This window comes from Pseudanabaena sp. PCC 9330 (genome assembly GCF_055795045.1).
In genome coordinates this window covers 49,353-65,680 of record NZ_JAYFES010000072.1, presented here as the reverse complement: position 1 = coordinate 65,680, position 16,328 = coordinate 49,353, and the positions used below count along the sequence as shown (strand labels likewise).

10 protein-coding genes are annotated in these 16,328 nt (G+C 55.3%); 2 read left to right on the top strand and 8 right to left on the bottom strand.

All coding sequences use genetic code 11. The features are described from left to right. Nucleotides 1–144: 144 nt before the first annotated feature. The 8 genes from AC0QKW_RS05265 to AC0QKW_RS05230 form a co-directional block, all read right to left on the bottom strand. A complete protein-coding gene (locus tag AC0QKW_RS05265; RefSeq protein ID WP_473150006.1) occupies nucleotides 145–3,315 on the bottom strand; it encodes a fimbria/pilus outer membrane usher protein in 3,171 nt (1,056 codons plus the stop codon). A 167-nt stretch (nucleotides 3,316–3,482) separates the two neighbouring features. Beyond that, nucleotides 3,483–4,256 (bottom strand): fimbrial biogenesis chaperone, encoded by a 774-nt coding sequence (locus tag AC0QKW_RS05260; protein ID WP_473150005.1) that lies wholly within the window; start codon nucleotides 4,254–4,256, stop codon nucleotides 3,483–3,485. 182 nt (nucleotides 4,257–4,438) lie between these two features. Continuing rightward, the gene (locus AC0QKW_RS05255; RefSeq protein ID WP_473150004.1) at nucleotides 4,439–4,939 is read right to left on the bottom strand and encodes a hypothetical protein; all 501 of its coding nucleotides are present in this window, start codon (nucleotides 4,937–4,939) and stop codon (nucleotides 4,439–4,441) included. A 93-nt stretch (nucleotides 4,940–5,032) separates the two neighbouring features. Continuing rightward, nucleotides 5,033–5,623 carry a hypothetical protein gene (locus AC0QKW_RS05250; protein ID WP_473150003.1) on the bottom strand — a complete coding sequence of 197 codons (591 nt, stop codon included), beginning with the start codon at nucleotides 5,621–5,623 and terminating at the stop codon, nucleotides 5,033–5,035. A 761-nt stretch (nucleotides 5,624–6,384) separates the two neighbouring features. Further along, nucleotides 6,385–8,307, bottom strand: coding sequence for a putative bifunctional diguanylate cyclase/phosphodiesterase (locus tag AC0QKW_RS05245; RefSeq protein WP_473150002.1), 1,923 nt, complete (start codon nucleotides 8,305–8,307; stop codon nucleotides 6,385–6,387). A 186-nt stretch (nucleotides 8,308–8,493) separates the two neighbouring features. After that, nucleotides 8,494–10,305, bottom strand: coding sequence for a GAF domain-containing protein (locus AC0QKW_RS05240; protein WP_473150001.1), 1,812 nt, complete (start codon nucleotides 10,303–10,305; stop codon nucleotides 8,494–8,496). A gap of 209 nt (nucleotides 10,306–10,514) precedes the next feature. After that, nucleotides 10,515–11,165 (bottom strand): response regulator, encoded by a 651-nt coding sequence (locus AC0QKW_RS05235; protein ID WP_473150000.1) that lies wholly within the window; start codon nucleotides 11,163–11,165, stop codon nucleotides 10,515–10,517. Between the two features lie 400 nt (nucleotides 11,166–11,565). After that, nucleotides 11,566–13,215 carry a hypothetical protein gene (locus AC0QKW_RS05230; RefSeq protein WP_473149999.1) on the bottom strand — a complete coding sequence of 550 codons (1,650 nt, stop codon included), beginning with the start codon at nucleotides 13,213–13,215 and terminating at the stop codon, nucleotides 11,566–11,568. A gap of 1,064 nt (nucleotides 13,216–14,279) precedes the next feature. Between AC0QKW_RS05230 and AC0QKW_RS05225 the strand changes: the two genes are divergently transcribed. Next, nucleotides 14,280–15,341, top strand: a complete 1,062-nt coding sequence (locus AC0QKW_RS05225) for a hypothetical protein (RefSeq protein WP_473150029.1) — start codon at nucleotides 14,280–14,282, stop codon at nucleotides 15,339–15,341. Nucleotides 15,342–15,677: 336 nt separating this feature from the next. Next, nucleotides 15,678–16,250, top strand: a complete 573-nt coding sequence (locus AC0QKW_RS05220; protein ID WP_473149998.1) for a Uma2 family endonuclease — start codon at nucleotides 15,678–15,680, stop codon at nucleotides 16,248–16,250. Nucleotides 16,251–16,328 lie beyond the last annotated feature (78 nt).

The window sequence follows — 16,328 nt, the reverse complement described above, 5'->3', positions numbered from 1 at the left end:
CTTTTGCTTCCATATCAGGGCGCAGGGCCTGCGCCCTGATATGGAAGTATCTTCTTTTCTAGAGATCTTCTTAGCTCAGTTTCAGGTCTCATCTGAAGGACAAGTTCCTAGGGTTTTAAAGACCCCAGGGATTTTTTGCTGGGCCTAGGGAGGGCCAATCTGTAATGTGCCGAGATCGATGAGGCCTTCTTGATCAGGGAGGATTTCAAATTGTAGCGGGGCGCGATCGCGCAGTCTGATCTCATAGCGTCCTGGGGTAAACCCCAGCAGGGCAAACCGACCAATGCGGTTGGTAAACAGGGGTTGAGCGGCCCAGCTAGCGTCTGACAGCGACACCACTTCACCCGCCTGCAAACCCAGAGGTACCCCGGCCTCATCCACTAGCACGCCCCGAACAAAGGCCGAGGCCTCGGTACCGGCCATAATCAGGGTGCCGCTGCGGTAGCTGGGCAAAATCACATACTCATCGGTGCCCAGGTCGTAGCCCAGGGGGGCATCGGGGGCCTCAAGCCGCAGCCGCGAGACGTAGTAGGGCTGGAGATCGGGCAACACCGCCGGGCCAAACCCATCGACGACAGCCACATAACCTTCCTGGCTGGGGTTAACGCCAATGGTTTGCCCCCGCCAGCGATCGCGCGGCACCACCAGCACAAAGCTGTTGGTAATCGGTCGCGACCAGCCAAAGTGGCCATCGGCAAACACCAGCGCGGTGCCAAAGGTGAGTCGAGTGGTGTTGCTAATGGTAGCCCCCGGCTGGGATGGCCAGGAAGCATCGTGGGTCAGGCCCAGATCAAAGCGATAGTCAGTGTAGGTCAAGCGCCCCGACAGGTCGTAACCCTGGCTACCCCGGCTTAGATCGACCGCTAGACCTGGGCTTTGCAGCCGGCGATCGGGGCTACGGCTCCAAGACAGGCGATTGCCGATCGCCTCAGTGCTACTCACCGTGGTGTTGAGGGCCAGCGACTGGCGGCGCTGGGGCATCAGCCAAGACAAGCCCAAAAAGGCGCGCGTTTCATTTTGGCCCTGCTGGTTGCGGCTGTGGTTAAGGTTAACGCTGCCGCTGAGGCCGTTGCCTAGCGATCGCGACAGCCCCAGGTTAGCGCTGTAGCTATCTGGCCCATCGCGCCCCAGGCGATAGCCGCCACCCATATTCAAGCTGGTGTCACCCAAAATACGCTGGCTGTAGGAAGCCGACAGGGTGAGCCAGTCGGAGCTGGGGCTGGTTGAGCCCAAGGTGGTGAAGCGATCGTCCCGGTACTCTGCCGCCAGGCGCAGCGATCGGTTCGTAGCGTCTTGGGGACTAGGGGGTAACTCGTACTGCAACCGCAGGGCCAGGCCGGTGCCCAGTTCACTGGTGTGGCTGGCCGCCACATCCCAACCCCAGTTGCCTACCGCTGATGCCCACACCCCATCGGTTTCGACCATTTGATAGGAGGGGGTCAGTTGCGTATAGCCGCCCAGCGTCAGGGTGGGGCTGACTCCCCAGCGATGGGCTAGGGCCAACTGCGGCTCATCCCACTGATACTGGCGCTGCCCGCCCAGGGTGCGAGTGGGAACGCCCAAATTGTAAGAAAACTGCTGTAGCCCCGGTGCCAACAAGTTACCGGCCAGGGCGGTGGCAAAGTCGAGGCGCTGCACCTGGCCCAGGTCATCGGTAATCACCAGCTGAATATCGTTGGTCCCAGTGCTCAGGGCCAGATTGCGAATGTCTTGAGGCCCTGCCTCTAGCTGTAGCTGCTGCACCCTGACCCCGTTGATGTAGATTTCTACTCTGGAAGGCCGCTCTAAGAAAAACGTAAATTCTCCGGTGGGGCGGGTCACGCGGTAGGGCTGCAAGCTGTAGTTGCGAGACACTGAGATACCGCCCAGAGGCACCACCGTCTGAAACGCGCCACTCACCGGAATCGATAGATCCCCTGCTATGTAGCGCAGGGCGTTGGCCGGGTCATCGTGCACCAACCGCACATCGCCCCGGCTAAACCCCGGCGCACCCCCTTCGAGCACGTTGGCTCGGCCCTCTAGCACCCAGCCCGATAGATTTAGCGCTCCATCTAGGGAGAGCCGCAACGGCTGTCGCCCAGCGCTCGCCCCTGACCAGGCAATGTCTTCGCCCGCCAAGATATTGAGGTAGCCGCTGACGGTGCTCACGGGCAGGGCATCGGCGGCCTCGGGGGGCAACCCAGTGCCCCCCACCACATTGGTACGCCGCAGCGCCGCCGGAATCTGTAGATATAGCTCTAGCTGGGTTTGATCAAACACCACCTCAATGCCCAACTGTTGCAGTTGGTTTAGCCCTAGGTAGTCCTCGCTATCGACGAGGGCCGCCAACTGACTTTGCAAGTCTGGCTGCAAAATAGACGCGGTTTTGTCGAGCACCGGGGCGGCCTGCACCTGGCTAGCACTGCCCTCGGCAATCACCACGATCGCCTGCCCCTGGGGCTGATCGTTAATGAAAAAGGGCACAGCGATCGCCTGATCCTGCGGCGGCGGGCGACCAAATACCCGCTCAAACAGTTCAGCCTCAGTTTCAGCCGATTCCTCTGTAGAGTCAGTAGGCTCTGCTTCAGTAGAGGTAGCGTCCGGTTCTGCCTCAGAGGCTTCAGGTTCAGGGGCTTCAGGTTCAGGAGAAGGGTTTCCAGAGTCTAAATCAAGGATTTCAGCCTCTGGCTCAGGAGTCGCTGGGGCTGGGATTGTGCTCTCTGGTGTAGGAGGCTCAGGTTGACTTTCAGGCTCTACCGGGGAAGCGGCTGGTTCTAAGGCGAGGGTTTCAGCCTCTGAGGCAATTTCAAGACTAGGGGGTTTGGGCTCTGGGCTTAGTTCTGATGGTGCTGGAGGGGCGATGGTCGAAGACCGGCCAAAGGCCATCGCAGGCTCTGGCTGAGAAAGCGCAGCAGTATGAACGCTAGTCACCACCTTTGGACTCCAGGCAGCTTGGCTAGCAACCAGACCCAGTTCTGGCGCGCTGGGGCGAGCACCAGGGTGTAGCAAATTTGCATTTTTGGTTTGGGCAGCAGCGAGTTGAGGTTCTACCAGCTGTTGCTCGACCGGGGCCGCAGACTGAATTGTCGCCTCTGCTAGAGCAGGAGGAACTGCTGTAGCCAGAGACTGGTGGGCGGTAGAAAACGACGGCTGCGGGGTGGGTAAACCAGAGACCAAGGCGTGGCCCCCCACTGCTTCAGGGTTGGGGGCCGTGTCAATCTGGGGTGGAGTCGGGGCTTCAGCCGCAGCCGTAAGCGTCGACTCGGCCAGGGGGGTAGGCAGTGGATTGACCGGCAGAGTCGCCGTCGTTGCCGTGGGGAGATAAGGCGTTAACACGGGGCATTCAGAGGGGCGCTGAAACCAGCGCCCAGAGGGGTATGGCGATCGCCAGTAAACATCAGCCGGAGACAGCACTTTTGAAGTGGCGATCGCAAGCCAGATGGCGTTCCAGGTTTTGGCGTTGCCAGCTCCTGAGCCATCTGGCCAGCGCTAGGGGGCAGGGCTTAGCGCAGATCAAAGGTGGCGGTAACTGGCCCCACCGGCAACCCGGCAGGCCAGGGCAGGGTAAACTGCCGCTGATTTTGGGCTAGCAGGTTTTCGCCGCTGATCCCTTGCAGTTGCTCGGGGCTGAGGGTCACTGTCTGCCCGCCTGCCTCTAGGGTAAGGTGCAGACCCGTCAGCAGTTGATGGGCCGTACCCTGGTTGTGAAACTGCACCACCAGAGCATCTTGACCGTTGATGTTTTGATGGCTGGCGCTTTCGAGCACCACGTTGGGGCTGACGCCTGGGGGGGCAACGTAGAGAGTAGCTACATAGTTATAGAGGGCGTTAATTCTCACCACCGCAGTAGTGACCTCAACGTCAGGCTCGTCAAAGGCAATGGGCAACTGCTCGGCAATGAGTCGAAAGGGCAGTTCATGCTCTGGGTTAGGCTCGCCCAGCCAGGTGACGCGCACGGTTTGCACCTGGCCCGGTTGCAGCAAAATTTGGGGCGGGTAAACCACAAAATCGTCTTCTGCATCGGGGCGGGTTTCTCTGCCGTTCAAATCCATCTGGCGTTCGGTGACGCGAATTTCAACCGCTACGGGCTCATCGCCTGTGCTGCGTACCTGAAAGGAGCCAGTGGAGCGAGAGCCGCTGGGTGAGAGGGTGAGGCTAGAGGGTGAGAGCTGATAGCTAGCATCGGCCCAGCTGGGTGGGGCCATCAATGCCCCCACCCCCAGCAAAAGCGAGGCTAGACAGCCGATGGGTGCCAAGGTTTGCGTCAAAGTTTTCATTGTCGATTCTCCATGGAGTGCTGCGGAGAGACTGGGTTTAAAACTGCTGAAGGAATGCGGTAAATTAACCCTGGTTTTTGTAGCTCACCACTGGGTTAATCATGCCCCTTTTCTTAGTAATTTATCTGTCTCTCTAGGGGATTTAATGAAATGTCGCTGGGAATATCAAGATTGATTTATTTCTATTGATTAACGAGAGTAAACACCAGCGTATCTGAGTACGAACCAGAGGGCCGCCCCTGAAGATCGCCCGACAAGACGGTGGCCTGCACCGGATAGCTGCAACCCGTGGGCGGTGCACAGGTGAGGCCTGTTGTTGTGGTCACCGTCACCTCGTTGCCCCTAGCCAAACTGCCCACCTGAATGCCATTTACAGTGAGGCTATAGGCAATACCTCCCATATCAGCTTCATGCTTGAGCATCCCCCCCTGGACTGAGCGCACCCGCAACACCCACCCCGTTGGGCTATCTGACTGAAGGTGAACCACCCCAAAATCTTGGTTGGGGTTGCCGCTGGTGAGGTTGATCGTAAACGAAGACCCTGGGGTGTATTGAACTGTCTCCAAGGCTAGGGCCACGGCTGGATACAGGGTGCCCAGCCCCAACAGCCCTAGGGTCAGGAGTCTGCGGGAAATGCCCAACCGACGTGAAAAACCAACCTTGCCACCATATTGCCAACTCATAACCCACCTCCTTTTCAGCGCCATAGTGCGGAGATAGGTTATCTCCGCACTATGAACAATCTAGCTAGGAATAACCCTGGTCATCCTCTCTAACTAATTAGAGCTGAGGGTAAAGTAGAGGGTATCTTTGTATTCGCCAGCCGGCATACCTGCAGGAGCCACCCCGCCCACACCTCCAGCAGTCCCATTGCTGAGAGTAGATGCAATAGTAATTGAAGCACCATCGCTATCTGCAAAGGCTGCGCTGTAGGGTGCAACAACAAAAGCAGCAGCAGCAGCAGGATTATCGGGAATAGTCGCGAGTGTTACAGTTGAAGTATCAGGGGCACCAGTCGCGGTTAGGTCTGCATACGGGATATACGTGTCAGCCACAATGTCAGTCAGCCCGGCACCAGTACTAAGGTGCAACTTGCCACCATTTTCAGAGTTGACACTTAGAGTCCATCCATCCGGATTGTTATTCCGAATAACTAGGGTGCCCATGTCCCTACTGCCGGTTGCGGTAATCGCTCCAGTTAGACCACTGACTGGTGGGGTGTAAGAAGTAAGTTCGTTGATAACTTCGACAGTACCACCTACCTCACCTGAGCCCTCTGTTCCAGCCATAGCTGGGGCAGCAAGAATAGAACCAGCGACAACCAGTGTAGAGGCGATTAGGGTATTACGGAAAGTTTTAGCAAACATGATAAGTCTCCTGAAGTGGCAATGATTTACCTGAAGTGAGTTTGTTGGCAGGGTATTAGGTAATGCCCCCTGCGGCTTGCAGTCTGGGTTGGACTTAGAAATACATTCTTCTTTGTAGCTGAAGAAATGATCTCTTCTTTGACCAACCTTGCGGTAGCTTGCACCGAAGTAGAGAGATGACCAATTGAGGCTGTAGCGGAAACGCTAATCGTTTCGTTCTTCGAGTAGCAGATGGGTGAGCCGCTTGCTCACAATCAGGCTTTATCTCTTTCCTTCATGTTTACTACTTTAGTGGCATTGCCTCGATTAACCCATGCTAATTGCACCTAATTTTTGTCGTCTATATTTTTGAAGTTAGATTATCTTGCGTAATTATATTGAGATGCCTGAAGGCAAAATTTTAGCCAATCCATACCGCTTGATCCTGGTAAAAAATATAACGAAAAAGAATTAAAATCTCAGTGTACTGTAACTTTATGTCAATAGTTTTAAAAGTCTTCCGGATTATCCAGGTTTGACTATTTTCATGGTTTCTTGCAGATTTTTAACTTGTTCCTTGAGCCTCATGCATCCAATCTGCACAAACTATATCTCAGGTTTGTAAATTTATCATGTTGACAGCTAGCTAGTCAGTTATTTCTGTGCGCCCGCGAATCTACAGCAGATATTTTGCTCCCCAATGGCTTCTCATGCAAGTAGGAAGGCCCTAGGCACCTGCAAAAGTAGGATGCACGCGATCGCCTGACTTTCTGAGGTCTGCCCTAGAAAAATTGCTGCTCGATTGTGTCGGTGGCATCGTCAGGAGTTAGCGGTTGGTCAAATAAATAGCCCTGGCCATACTCGCAATGCATAGCTGCCAATAAATCGTGCTGCGCTGAGGTTTCGACCCCTTCTGCCACCACACTCATACCCAGGGCATGGGCCAAGGTAACGATCGCCTGAACGATCGCCGTTTTTTCGGCACCGTTTTCTAGTAGTGCAATAAATGACTGATCGACTTTGAGAGTATCGAACTTAAACTGATGCAAATAGTTGAGCGACGAATAGCCCGTGCCAAAGTCATCCATGCTGACTTGAATGCCGAGCTGCTGAAGCTCTGTCAAAATAGCGGTGGCCAGACCGGTGTTGCCAATTAAAACCCTTTCAGTAATTTCGAGTTTGAGGCGATCGGGAGCAATCTCAGCGTTCTTTAGGCAGGTTTGAATGTGCTCGACCAAATTGGGCTGTAAAAAATGCTGGCTAGAGAGATTAACGCTAATGCTCAGGGGCGGTAGGTTGGGCCACTGCTGCTGCCACTGGTGCATCTGCTCGCAGGCGCTCTGCAAACACCACTGATCAATCGCTACAATCAGCCCGGTCTCTTCGGCCAGAGAAATGAACTCTGCCGGAGAAATCATTCCCTTGGTAGGGTGTTGCCAGCGCACCAGCGCCTCAAAGCCCACCAGCGATTGGTTGCTCAAGGTCACAATCGGCTGGTAGTAAAGCACAAACTCTTGGCGCTGGATGGCTTTGCGCAGATCGATTTCGAGCTGCAGGCGGGCCAGCATCTGCTCCTGCATAGCAGGCTGAAAGCTCAAGATTTGCCCTTTGCCCTGGCACTTGGCCTGATGCAGAGCGGTATCAGCTTCTTGCAACAGGGTTTCGGCCGTAGTCTGGCCGGGGTGGCTGAGGGCAATGCCTATGCACCCGGTAAGAAACACTTCGGTATGGTGGCAATCGTAGGGACACTCAATCTCCAGGGATAATTGGGCAGCGATCGCCCAGATGCTGTCTAGATCAGTCATTTGTCGCAGCACAATGGCAAAGGTGTCTTCGCCCCAATGGCCCAAAATATGGACAGGGTCTAAAGCCCGAGCCAGACGGCTGCTCACCGCCAGCAGTAGCTGATCGCCGACCTCATGGCCCAGGCTATCTTTAATGGCCTGAAACCGATCGAGATTGATCAGCATGACCCCGGTTAGTTGAGAGACCTGTTCAGTAGCCAGTGCCTGAGCCAGCTCATGCAAAAAGTGTTTGCGATTGAGGAGTTTGGTCAGCGGTTCGTGTGACTGAAGGTGATGGAGCAACTGCTCTAGCCGACGCTGCTGGCCCTGGCTATAGTTGACCTGCCGCTGCAGCTCGATCAGTCTCACACCCACCATCAGCTGGGCCGCCATCTGCTCTAGGTGAGCCATAATGTCTACTGCCCTAGGCGCAAAGGGCGATCGCCAAAACCCCATCAAGTGACCCCAGAGCTGCCCGTCATACCACAGGGGAACGATCCAGCCACTGTCCATGTGCTGAAGCTGTAAACTCTGCTCCAGGGCAATGGGCAGCTGCTGGAGGGTGGCAGCGTTGAGACAATGGATATGCTCTAGATCGGGTGTACCCGCTACCCAGCGAAAAAAGCGAGGGCAGACCTCAGGCGTAGGCCCCTGACCGTAGGTTGTAGCTAGCAGGCAATCATCTTCATTAGACCATCGCTGGCTCACTGCCACCACATCGGCGGCGATCGCCCCACAGATTTTGGCCATGGCAGTTTGCAATAGGTCAGACAGGGTTGAGCAGCGCTGGAGATAGGCACTAAACTCAGCAACACACTGGCGCAGGGGCTGACCGGCGATCATGGGCATCTGAGCTGCCCCAGATTCAGCGGGGGGCACGAAGGGAATGCGCTGATAGGCAGTGGTGAGTAACTGTGCCATAGCCTTGCAAAAAATAGGGGTACGGGGGAATAATGGCTGCAACCCTACGGAGTAATGGCAAAAAACCGGAGGAAGATATAGCCGATTAGCGAACCCAGCCTTGGCTTACCCCGGCCACACCTCTTAGATAGTCCTAAATTAAGCTTTGAAGATGGCTTTACCCATCAGGAAATGCCTGAGTCAGACTCAGATTATTGCTGAGTTAGATTTGGGGGGAGGGCAGGCCTGGGCGAGGGTAGTCAGTAGGGTCGCGCCGTCGGGTGAGTCTAGGGTGGTCGCTGACACCTCGGTGAGGTCGCCCTGGCCTAGGGCCACCAGAGGTAGCATAGGCAAAATGTGGTGCATGCGACGCAGCATGGCTATGCCATTGAAGGTGGGCAGAGCCAGGTCTAAGACCACTGCCCCCAGCTCAGTCTGGTGTTGAATGAATAGGGCGATCGCATCGGCCCCCTCCTCGGCCACCAGAACTCGGTAGCCGTAGCCCTCTAGCAGGGTGCGGTGCAGTTCGCAGATAGGGTCATCGGCTGTTACCAAAAGCACGAGGGCATTACCGCCGTCTAGCCCGGCAGACACTGAGGCCAAATCTGAAACCAGCGCTGCGGGCTCCACGATCGCCGGTAGATAGACCTCAACGGTGGTGCCGCTGCCGGGTTGGCTATGGGTTGTGAGCCAGCCGCCGTGGCCTTTCACCAGTCCCTGGGCGGTAGACAGCCCCAGCCCAGAATGGCCGGCTTCAGCGCGGGTAGTGAAGAAGGGTTCGCTGCTGCGATCGCGCACCGCTGCTGTCATGCCCGTGCCCGTGTCGGTCACCGTTACCACCACGTAGGGCCCCGACTTGGTTTGGGGATGGTCACCTCGCCACCAGACATTGCGCGCCTCAAGGTGCAGGGTACCGCCCTGGGCCATAGACTCAAAGCCGTTAAGGCAGAGGTTCATAAACACCTGGTGCAGTTGGGCCGCATTGGCATCTACCGTCCACAGGCGGGGCTGTCGCAACCGCGAGGTCACTACAATGCCCGCTGGGCAGGTCTCTTGCAGGGTTTGCACCAGCTCCCCTAGCAGGTAGGCCAGCTGAATTTCTCCTCGCTGACCGCCCATACCCTGGGCAAACGATAAAATCTGATCGACCAGGCTGACGCCCCAATGGGCGCTAGTGTGAATGCGGTTAAGCCACCGCTGCTGCTGCTCGCTATCGAGGGCGGGCTGCTTGAGCATTTCTGCCGCCAGCATGATTGGGGTGAGAATATCGCTGAGGTCGTGGGCCATCCCCTTAGACAGCGTGCCAATACTCTCCAGGTGGCGATCGCGCGATCGCTCCGCCTGCTGCAATAGCTGAGCTTCTGCCTGTCGGTGAGTCGTGAGTTCTGCCTGCATCTGCTGGTACAGCTCCGCCTGCTGAATGGCCAAACCCACCTGCACCGACAGCTGACGCATGATTTGCACCTCCACCATCTGCCAGGGGCGCGGGGCAGTGCAGTGCTGGGCCACCAGCAGACCCCAGAGCCGACCCTCGACTAGCAGGGGCACCACCAAATTTGCCCGCACCCCCAGGCCTCTGAGCAAATCTCGGTGGCAGGGGGTTAAGCCTGCCTGCTCTATATCACCCACCGCCTGCACTCGGCCCTGGGTATAGGCGCTCACCCACTTCTCGGCAAAGCAATCGTCGTAGACCCGCCGACCTTGGAGTGGCAGACAGCCGAGGGCGCAGTCTTCGACCACCACCACCCCACTCCAGTCAAGCTCAAAGCGAAACAAAAACACTCGCTCTACCTGCAACAGCCGCCGCACCTCAGATACCGTGGTCGGCAGCAATATGTCTAGATCTAAGGATTGATGAATGCGTTGTAGCGAACTCAAGGCCGCCGCCAGAGAATGGCGATCGCTGTCTTCCCCTAGCCCCGGCTGGCTCACCTCCGGTACCGACGGCAGACAGGGGGGGGCAACGGCCGATGTTAGATAGGCATTGTGCGGTGCAACATCATTAGCGCAGGTATACATAGCTGTGTCCTAACCTCTTCATACCCCTGACAGTCAGCTCTTTTTGATGTCAATCTGTAGCTCTACGATAAGTAATGAAGCCCTGGCCGCACATCAGGAAAAGTCTGATCTTTGCCGTCTACTCTACCGGTTTGGTGCGCCGCTGCTGGCTGCGCTCCTAGCCTGCATGATTCATGCAGACATTAGAATGTCCTCATAAATAACGCAGGCTACTCCAACACCACCACCCCCGTGCGAATGGCATAGCGCACCAGCCCGGCAATATCGTGAATATCCAGGCGATCCATCAGCTGGGTGCGGTGGGTTTCGACAGTTTTAGGGCTGATGTAGAGCATCTCAGCGATATCCTTGGTGTTTTTACCTTCGGCAATTAGCTGAAGAATCTCGCGCTGGCGCGGGGTGATCTGGTCGAGGGGGTTTTGGTCTTGCCCCAGGCGGCGCACGTAGTCACTCACGACATACTTAGAGACGGCGGGGCAGAGATAGGTCTCGCCCCGAGCGATCGCTCGCAGGGCGATCGCTAGCTCTTCGGCACCGCTGTCTTTGAGCAGGTAGCCGCTGGCCCCCGATCGCAGCGCCTGGTAGACGTACTCTTCGTTGGCATGCATCGACACAATTAACACCCGCACCTGGGGAAACTCGCGGGCAATGCGGGCGGTGGCCTCTAGCCCGTTCATCTCGGGCATGGCAATATCCATCAGCACAATCTGGGGTCTACAGGTTTCGACCAAATGGAGGGCATCACGCCCGTTTTCAGCTTCACCAACCACCTCAATGCCGTCCAGCTCTTCTATCAGTGCTCGAAAACCCGCCCGCACCAGGGTGTGGTTATCGGCAATTATCAGCTGAATCGTTGACATACCTGAGCCTCTATGGCGGAGTTAACTTGTCATTGCCGTGGGTTGACAGGCAGCTTGCGGCAGAGATATCCCAAGTCTACACAGGTGTCTTGTCTTAATAACGGGCAGCGATCGCATCGCTCTCAGCCACTAACAAATTGACTTCAAAATACTGGCCATATGATCACAGCTATCTTCCCAGATTGCTCTGGGCAGGACTGAATTTAGGGCAACTATACCCACTTGGTTTGAATTCGTATCAGATATGCGGAGAGCCATCTAACCACCCCAAGGCAGCAGGGGGACGAGAGCCAACGAGAGCCGCTGCTGCTGAGTTCAAGGTTATCTACCGGCGCTGGTTAGGAACGTTAGCCTGCAAAGCCGAAGTAGGCTAGCAACGCAATCATGATCTGATCGCCCCCTACAGCAACCGCTCTCGGTACTCTGGGTGCGATCGCAGCCACCCCAACGCCTCACCCATCAAAATAGGGTCTTCAGAGACCAAATATCCTCTCATGCGCTCAACCATCGCCTGCTGGGCTGTCTGCTGCTTCATCTGCCGATGGGCAGCAGCAGCCTGGGCCTGCTGCTGCCGACGCTGCTCCTGGGCTTGGGCGATCGCCTCCCTGATCTGCACCGGAGAGCAATGGGCAGCATGGGCGTTACACACCTCAGGCTGCCCATCCGCCGCATTGCGATCGCTGTAGCCCTGATCTGGCAACGGGTTACACCCCCCTTCTACCAATAAGCTTGGGTGACTGGCGGGGCTGAGCGCCTCAAAGCGCTCGTGCCCCGCAGTCATCTCTAAATCGATCGGGGGGTCCGGGGGGGTGTCCCCAGGGTCAACTCCACGCAGGTAATTTGGGTGCCACAGGTCTTTGTTCTTATAGAGGGTTGGCCCACCAATCGCAAAGCGCTTGGTCAGCATCGTGAACCGTTGTTTTACCGTAATGGGGAGCTGGCCTTCATCGAGTAGAGTTGCGATCGCCAGTCGAATTTTCTCTCGGGCCTGTTTTGCCTTTCCCTCGTTATAGGTCGAGAGCCCAGTCGTAACAAGCACTTTAGAAGCTTTGTTTACGCCATAGGGGTAATAGTGGCTATGCTCAACCGCCCTGGCCCAGTCCTTTGCCTTTGCCTCAATTTCGTGAATGTGGTTGCTCCACTCATAAAACCCTGGCAGCTCTCGCGCTATCCGAACGATATCTGCCACCAGTGCGTCCCCCACCAGCGGGACCTGGGCATAGAGCACATGGCCAAACACATAGCTCCGCATCGCAATTCTGCCCAGCAGGCGATTTGTCAGCCCTGGCCCCGTCCACCCAGGCTCAATCTCAGCATTGAGATCGTTGAGAAACTTTTCGGCTTTAGTGGTAACCCGATATTCTTGCCGTCGCGTACTCTTTAGAGTTTGTTTGAGCAACTGACTATCAATCGTGTTGTGGGAACTAGTGCGATGCCACAGCTCGGCAAATCGCTCTTGTGAACTGTAAACCGGCTCAAGATCGCTGTTGAGAATATAAGACCCTGCTTGCAACGGCAGCCGGTGAGCTGCGTAGAGAGAGACTTCACCAGTGCCCGGAGCAGAAAACTTCCTTGGGTTTGGAAACACCTCAAGCTGGCCTGACGCGCACTTGAGCCCAGAATTGTGCAGCAGAGTAGTTACTCCCAGAGCAATCTCCCAACTCACCTGCGGTTGATCAAAGGGAAAGTAGAGATGCAGTCCGCCGCTATAGCTCGACGTGAGCATGATGCATGACGGTAACCCCAAAGGCTCCAGCGCATTCTGAATGCGACGCAACGCCTGGGGGTCAGCAGCAGGGTGGTATCGGCTCCCTCTATCAATGTCTATAAGCACGTACTTCGTCGTGCGGCCAAAGCGCACTCCGTAGAGAAAGCCCCCCTGCAAAATCAGGCGATCGCTGAGGGGATGTCTCGATTCAGTCTGCCAAGTCGGTTTCTCGTTGGGGGCAATCTGTTCTGCCCAAATGTAGTCAAATCGGTGAGGCCACAGGCTCAGAAATGGGTTGTCCTGCTCTTTTACACAAGTGAACCGAGTCTGTAAGGTTTTCACGCTGATTGATAGTCCCAGAGCGCAACGTCAGTGCGCGGGAGCAGATCTGCGTTATTCAGAACCTAGGTAGTCCAGATCTTTGTTAGGTAATTGCTTGCAAGAATATCTCCAGCTCTACCCGTAGGGTGGACAGTGCCCACCACTAAGTAAGGTGTTTTGTAGACATTACCTGATGGATAACGATCGCCAGATAAACTAAGCCATCACCCCAATATTCTTGAGCAACGCCTATACATAGGCGAACAAAAACCCCTTACTTACAGCTGTAAACCGGCACAAAATCAATCAAGAGCACAACAGCCCTTGATGAATCCGATCTAGCAACCTAGAATGAACGCATAACTCGATTGACAACCCTCAAGCTGCTCGCCAAAGCATTTTCTTGAGTGTTGCCATTGCTTCCCGCAGTGGAGTTTTGATCAAAAGACCTTAGCTGTTACCGCAGCTGGGGTCTTTTGATATAGAGATATCTGTGATGGGTTTGAGCACCTCCTGAGTGAATTCGAGCAAATAGTTCAGATGTTCTTCTGTAGAACATTCGCCAAAGGTTAACACCGCTCAAAAATCTTCTCAATACCTTAAAAAGCCCTATACGCCAGAGTTACAGGGCCTGTATACGCCGGAGTTATAGGCAAAACCATACGCCAAAGTTACAGGTGCTTTCTTACCCATACGCCGGAGTTATAGGCAAAACCATACGCCAAAGTTACAGGCTTCACTCAGGGGATCAAGACGGAGAGAGAGGTTTCTAAAGCTGCTGTCGAAAAGGTATACGCCGGAGTTATAGGCAAAACCATACGCCAAAGTTACAGGTGCTTTCTTACCCATACGCCGGAGTTACAGGCAAAACCATACGCCAAAGTTACAGGCCCAAGCGATCAAAACATACGCCGGAGTTACAGGCACCTCATCGAGATGATCACTCTGTCAAGTTATTCATTAGAATGAATTCGCCAAAGTGATCACCTACGAGCGATCGCCTACGAGGGTAGAAACTCCGGTTGAGTAATCTCTCCACATCTTCTAACGAAGAGACCACATTCCCCGTCGATGGGCAGCTCCTCATGGTGCTGCCGCGAGCTGGGGCATCGTTGAATAACCCCGATGTGCAGTTGCCCATCCTCCGCTCTGATGGGGATGGCTACTACCTGGAGATGCGAGTAGAGGCCGATGGGCGAGATGCCACCGAGGTAGCCGTCACTCGGCGAGTACCGCTAGAGAATGTCTCTGAAGAAGAATGGGAAGAACTCCAGGCCCAGTGCTCAAACCTGGATCTGCAATCCTTTGTTGATCTGGGGGTGAGCAAGGGCATCGAGAAAATTCAAGACCGCCGCATCGAGCGGCTGTTGATGGCCCTACTGACCTTCCTCAACCCCCGGCAGGTCTCCATTGTTCTCTACCTTTATCGTCTGGCTTCCGAACAGGGCAATGGTCCCCTGGTCTCGTTTCGCTCCAACGACCTGCTAGAGGCGCTGGGCTATACCCGTACTAAGGATGGTGGGTTTGCCTCAAAGTTGCGATCGCAGCTCCACCGCGACCTGGTAGCCCTCCACCGCACTGAACTAGTCTTTGCCCAGTCGCTGCGCAAGGGCGACAACCTGGGCGCAAAGGTCACGATCAAAAGCGTGCTGCGCATCAAAGACTACGAAATTGAAAACGTCCCCCGCAACTTCGATCTCCTCAAAGCTGCCGACTATACCTATGAATTGGCTGACGCCTACACCATTTCTCTGGAATTCTTCGATGGCCCCGCCCGCACCGGCGACTACGTGCTGTTTGCCAATAGCCTAGACATTAGCCAAAAACTCGGCGGCAACACCAAGCACGACTACAAAACCAAGCTGCTGGTCTATCTCGCTAGCCGCATGAAGTGGGATCGGCTGCACGATGGACAATACCTGAGCATCTCAAAACGGTATCTGTTCAAAAATTTAGACCTACTGGGCCGTAACTCATCCCGCAACAACCAAATCTTTTGGCGCACCGTTGAAGAGCTGAGAGAAGACGGCTATCTCCTAGGCGCACAGGAAATTCCTGGGAAAAAGAAGTCAGCCAATATTCAGTTTCAGATCAACCCCGAGAAGCTGGGGGTCGTGACAGAAGATAGCAAAGCGGCCCAGGGCTAACCCTCTGCGTCTCGGAGCAAGTTACTGGCCACTACAATAGAGCTGTCTTGACCTAGCTGAGGAATTTTCCCTGGGCTTCTCCCACCTTAGGTATTCGCTTTGAGGTGTTTTATCCTAGTGGCGATCGAGGAGCGCGTTGGCCCCTAGACTGGTCTCTGACCATCGCGCCTTTGCCAAACTGAAGGAACTCGGCATCGATCCAAACGAACTTTAGCTAAAGCTCAAAACTAATCACGAGTGTATGCATAGGGCGGATGTCGAGGAGAAGCGGAAGGTAGTATAAGAGGCGGGATCGTGATACTACTTCAACCACGATAGTTGCAGGGGGCAACCGCTATGGTAGCCATTCCATCGGGCTTTAGTCCGCACGAGTATTTGGCGCTTGAGCATGACAATGCCATTCGCCATGAGTATCGGCGGGGGGTGGTCTATGCGATGGCGGGAGGCAGCGACAACCACAGCCGCCTCAGCATCAATTTACTCACCGAGATTAACTTGCATTTGCGGGGTGGTGACTGTCAGTTTTTTTCTGGCGACGTCAAGGTCAACTATGCCGATGATTTTTTCTACTATCCCGATGCCTTTGTCACCTGCGACCCACGCGATTTGGGCGATCGCTACGTTAAGCGCTACCCCAAGCTAATTGCCGAGGTATTGTCACCCCCTACCGAAGAGTTTGACCAGGGCGATAAGTTTAGAGATTATCAGCACCTCACCTCGCTGGAAGAGTATGTGCTGGTAGCCCAAGATCAGCGGCGAGTGGAATGCTGGCGACGGCAGTCGCCCCAGGATGCCTGGCATGTAGTGGTCTATCAAGCCGAGGATACCGTGGTGTTGGAAAGCATAGGGTTGGCGATCGCGATGGGGGATCTGTACCAAGGGGTAATGTTGGCAGGAGATAGGAGTTAGGCTGAGTACTGACTCCCATCTCCCCCCTTATGCCTTCCCAAAAATCATTTTTCAGAATCTAGTGGAAATCAAGGGTAA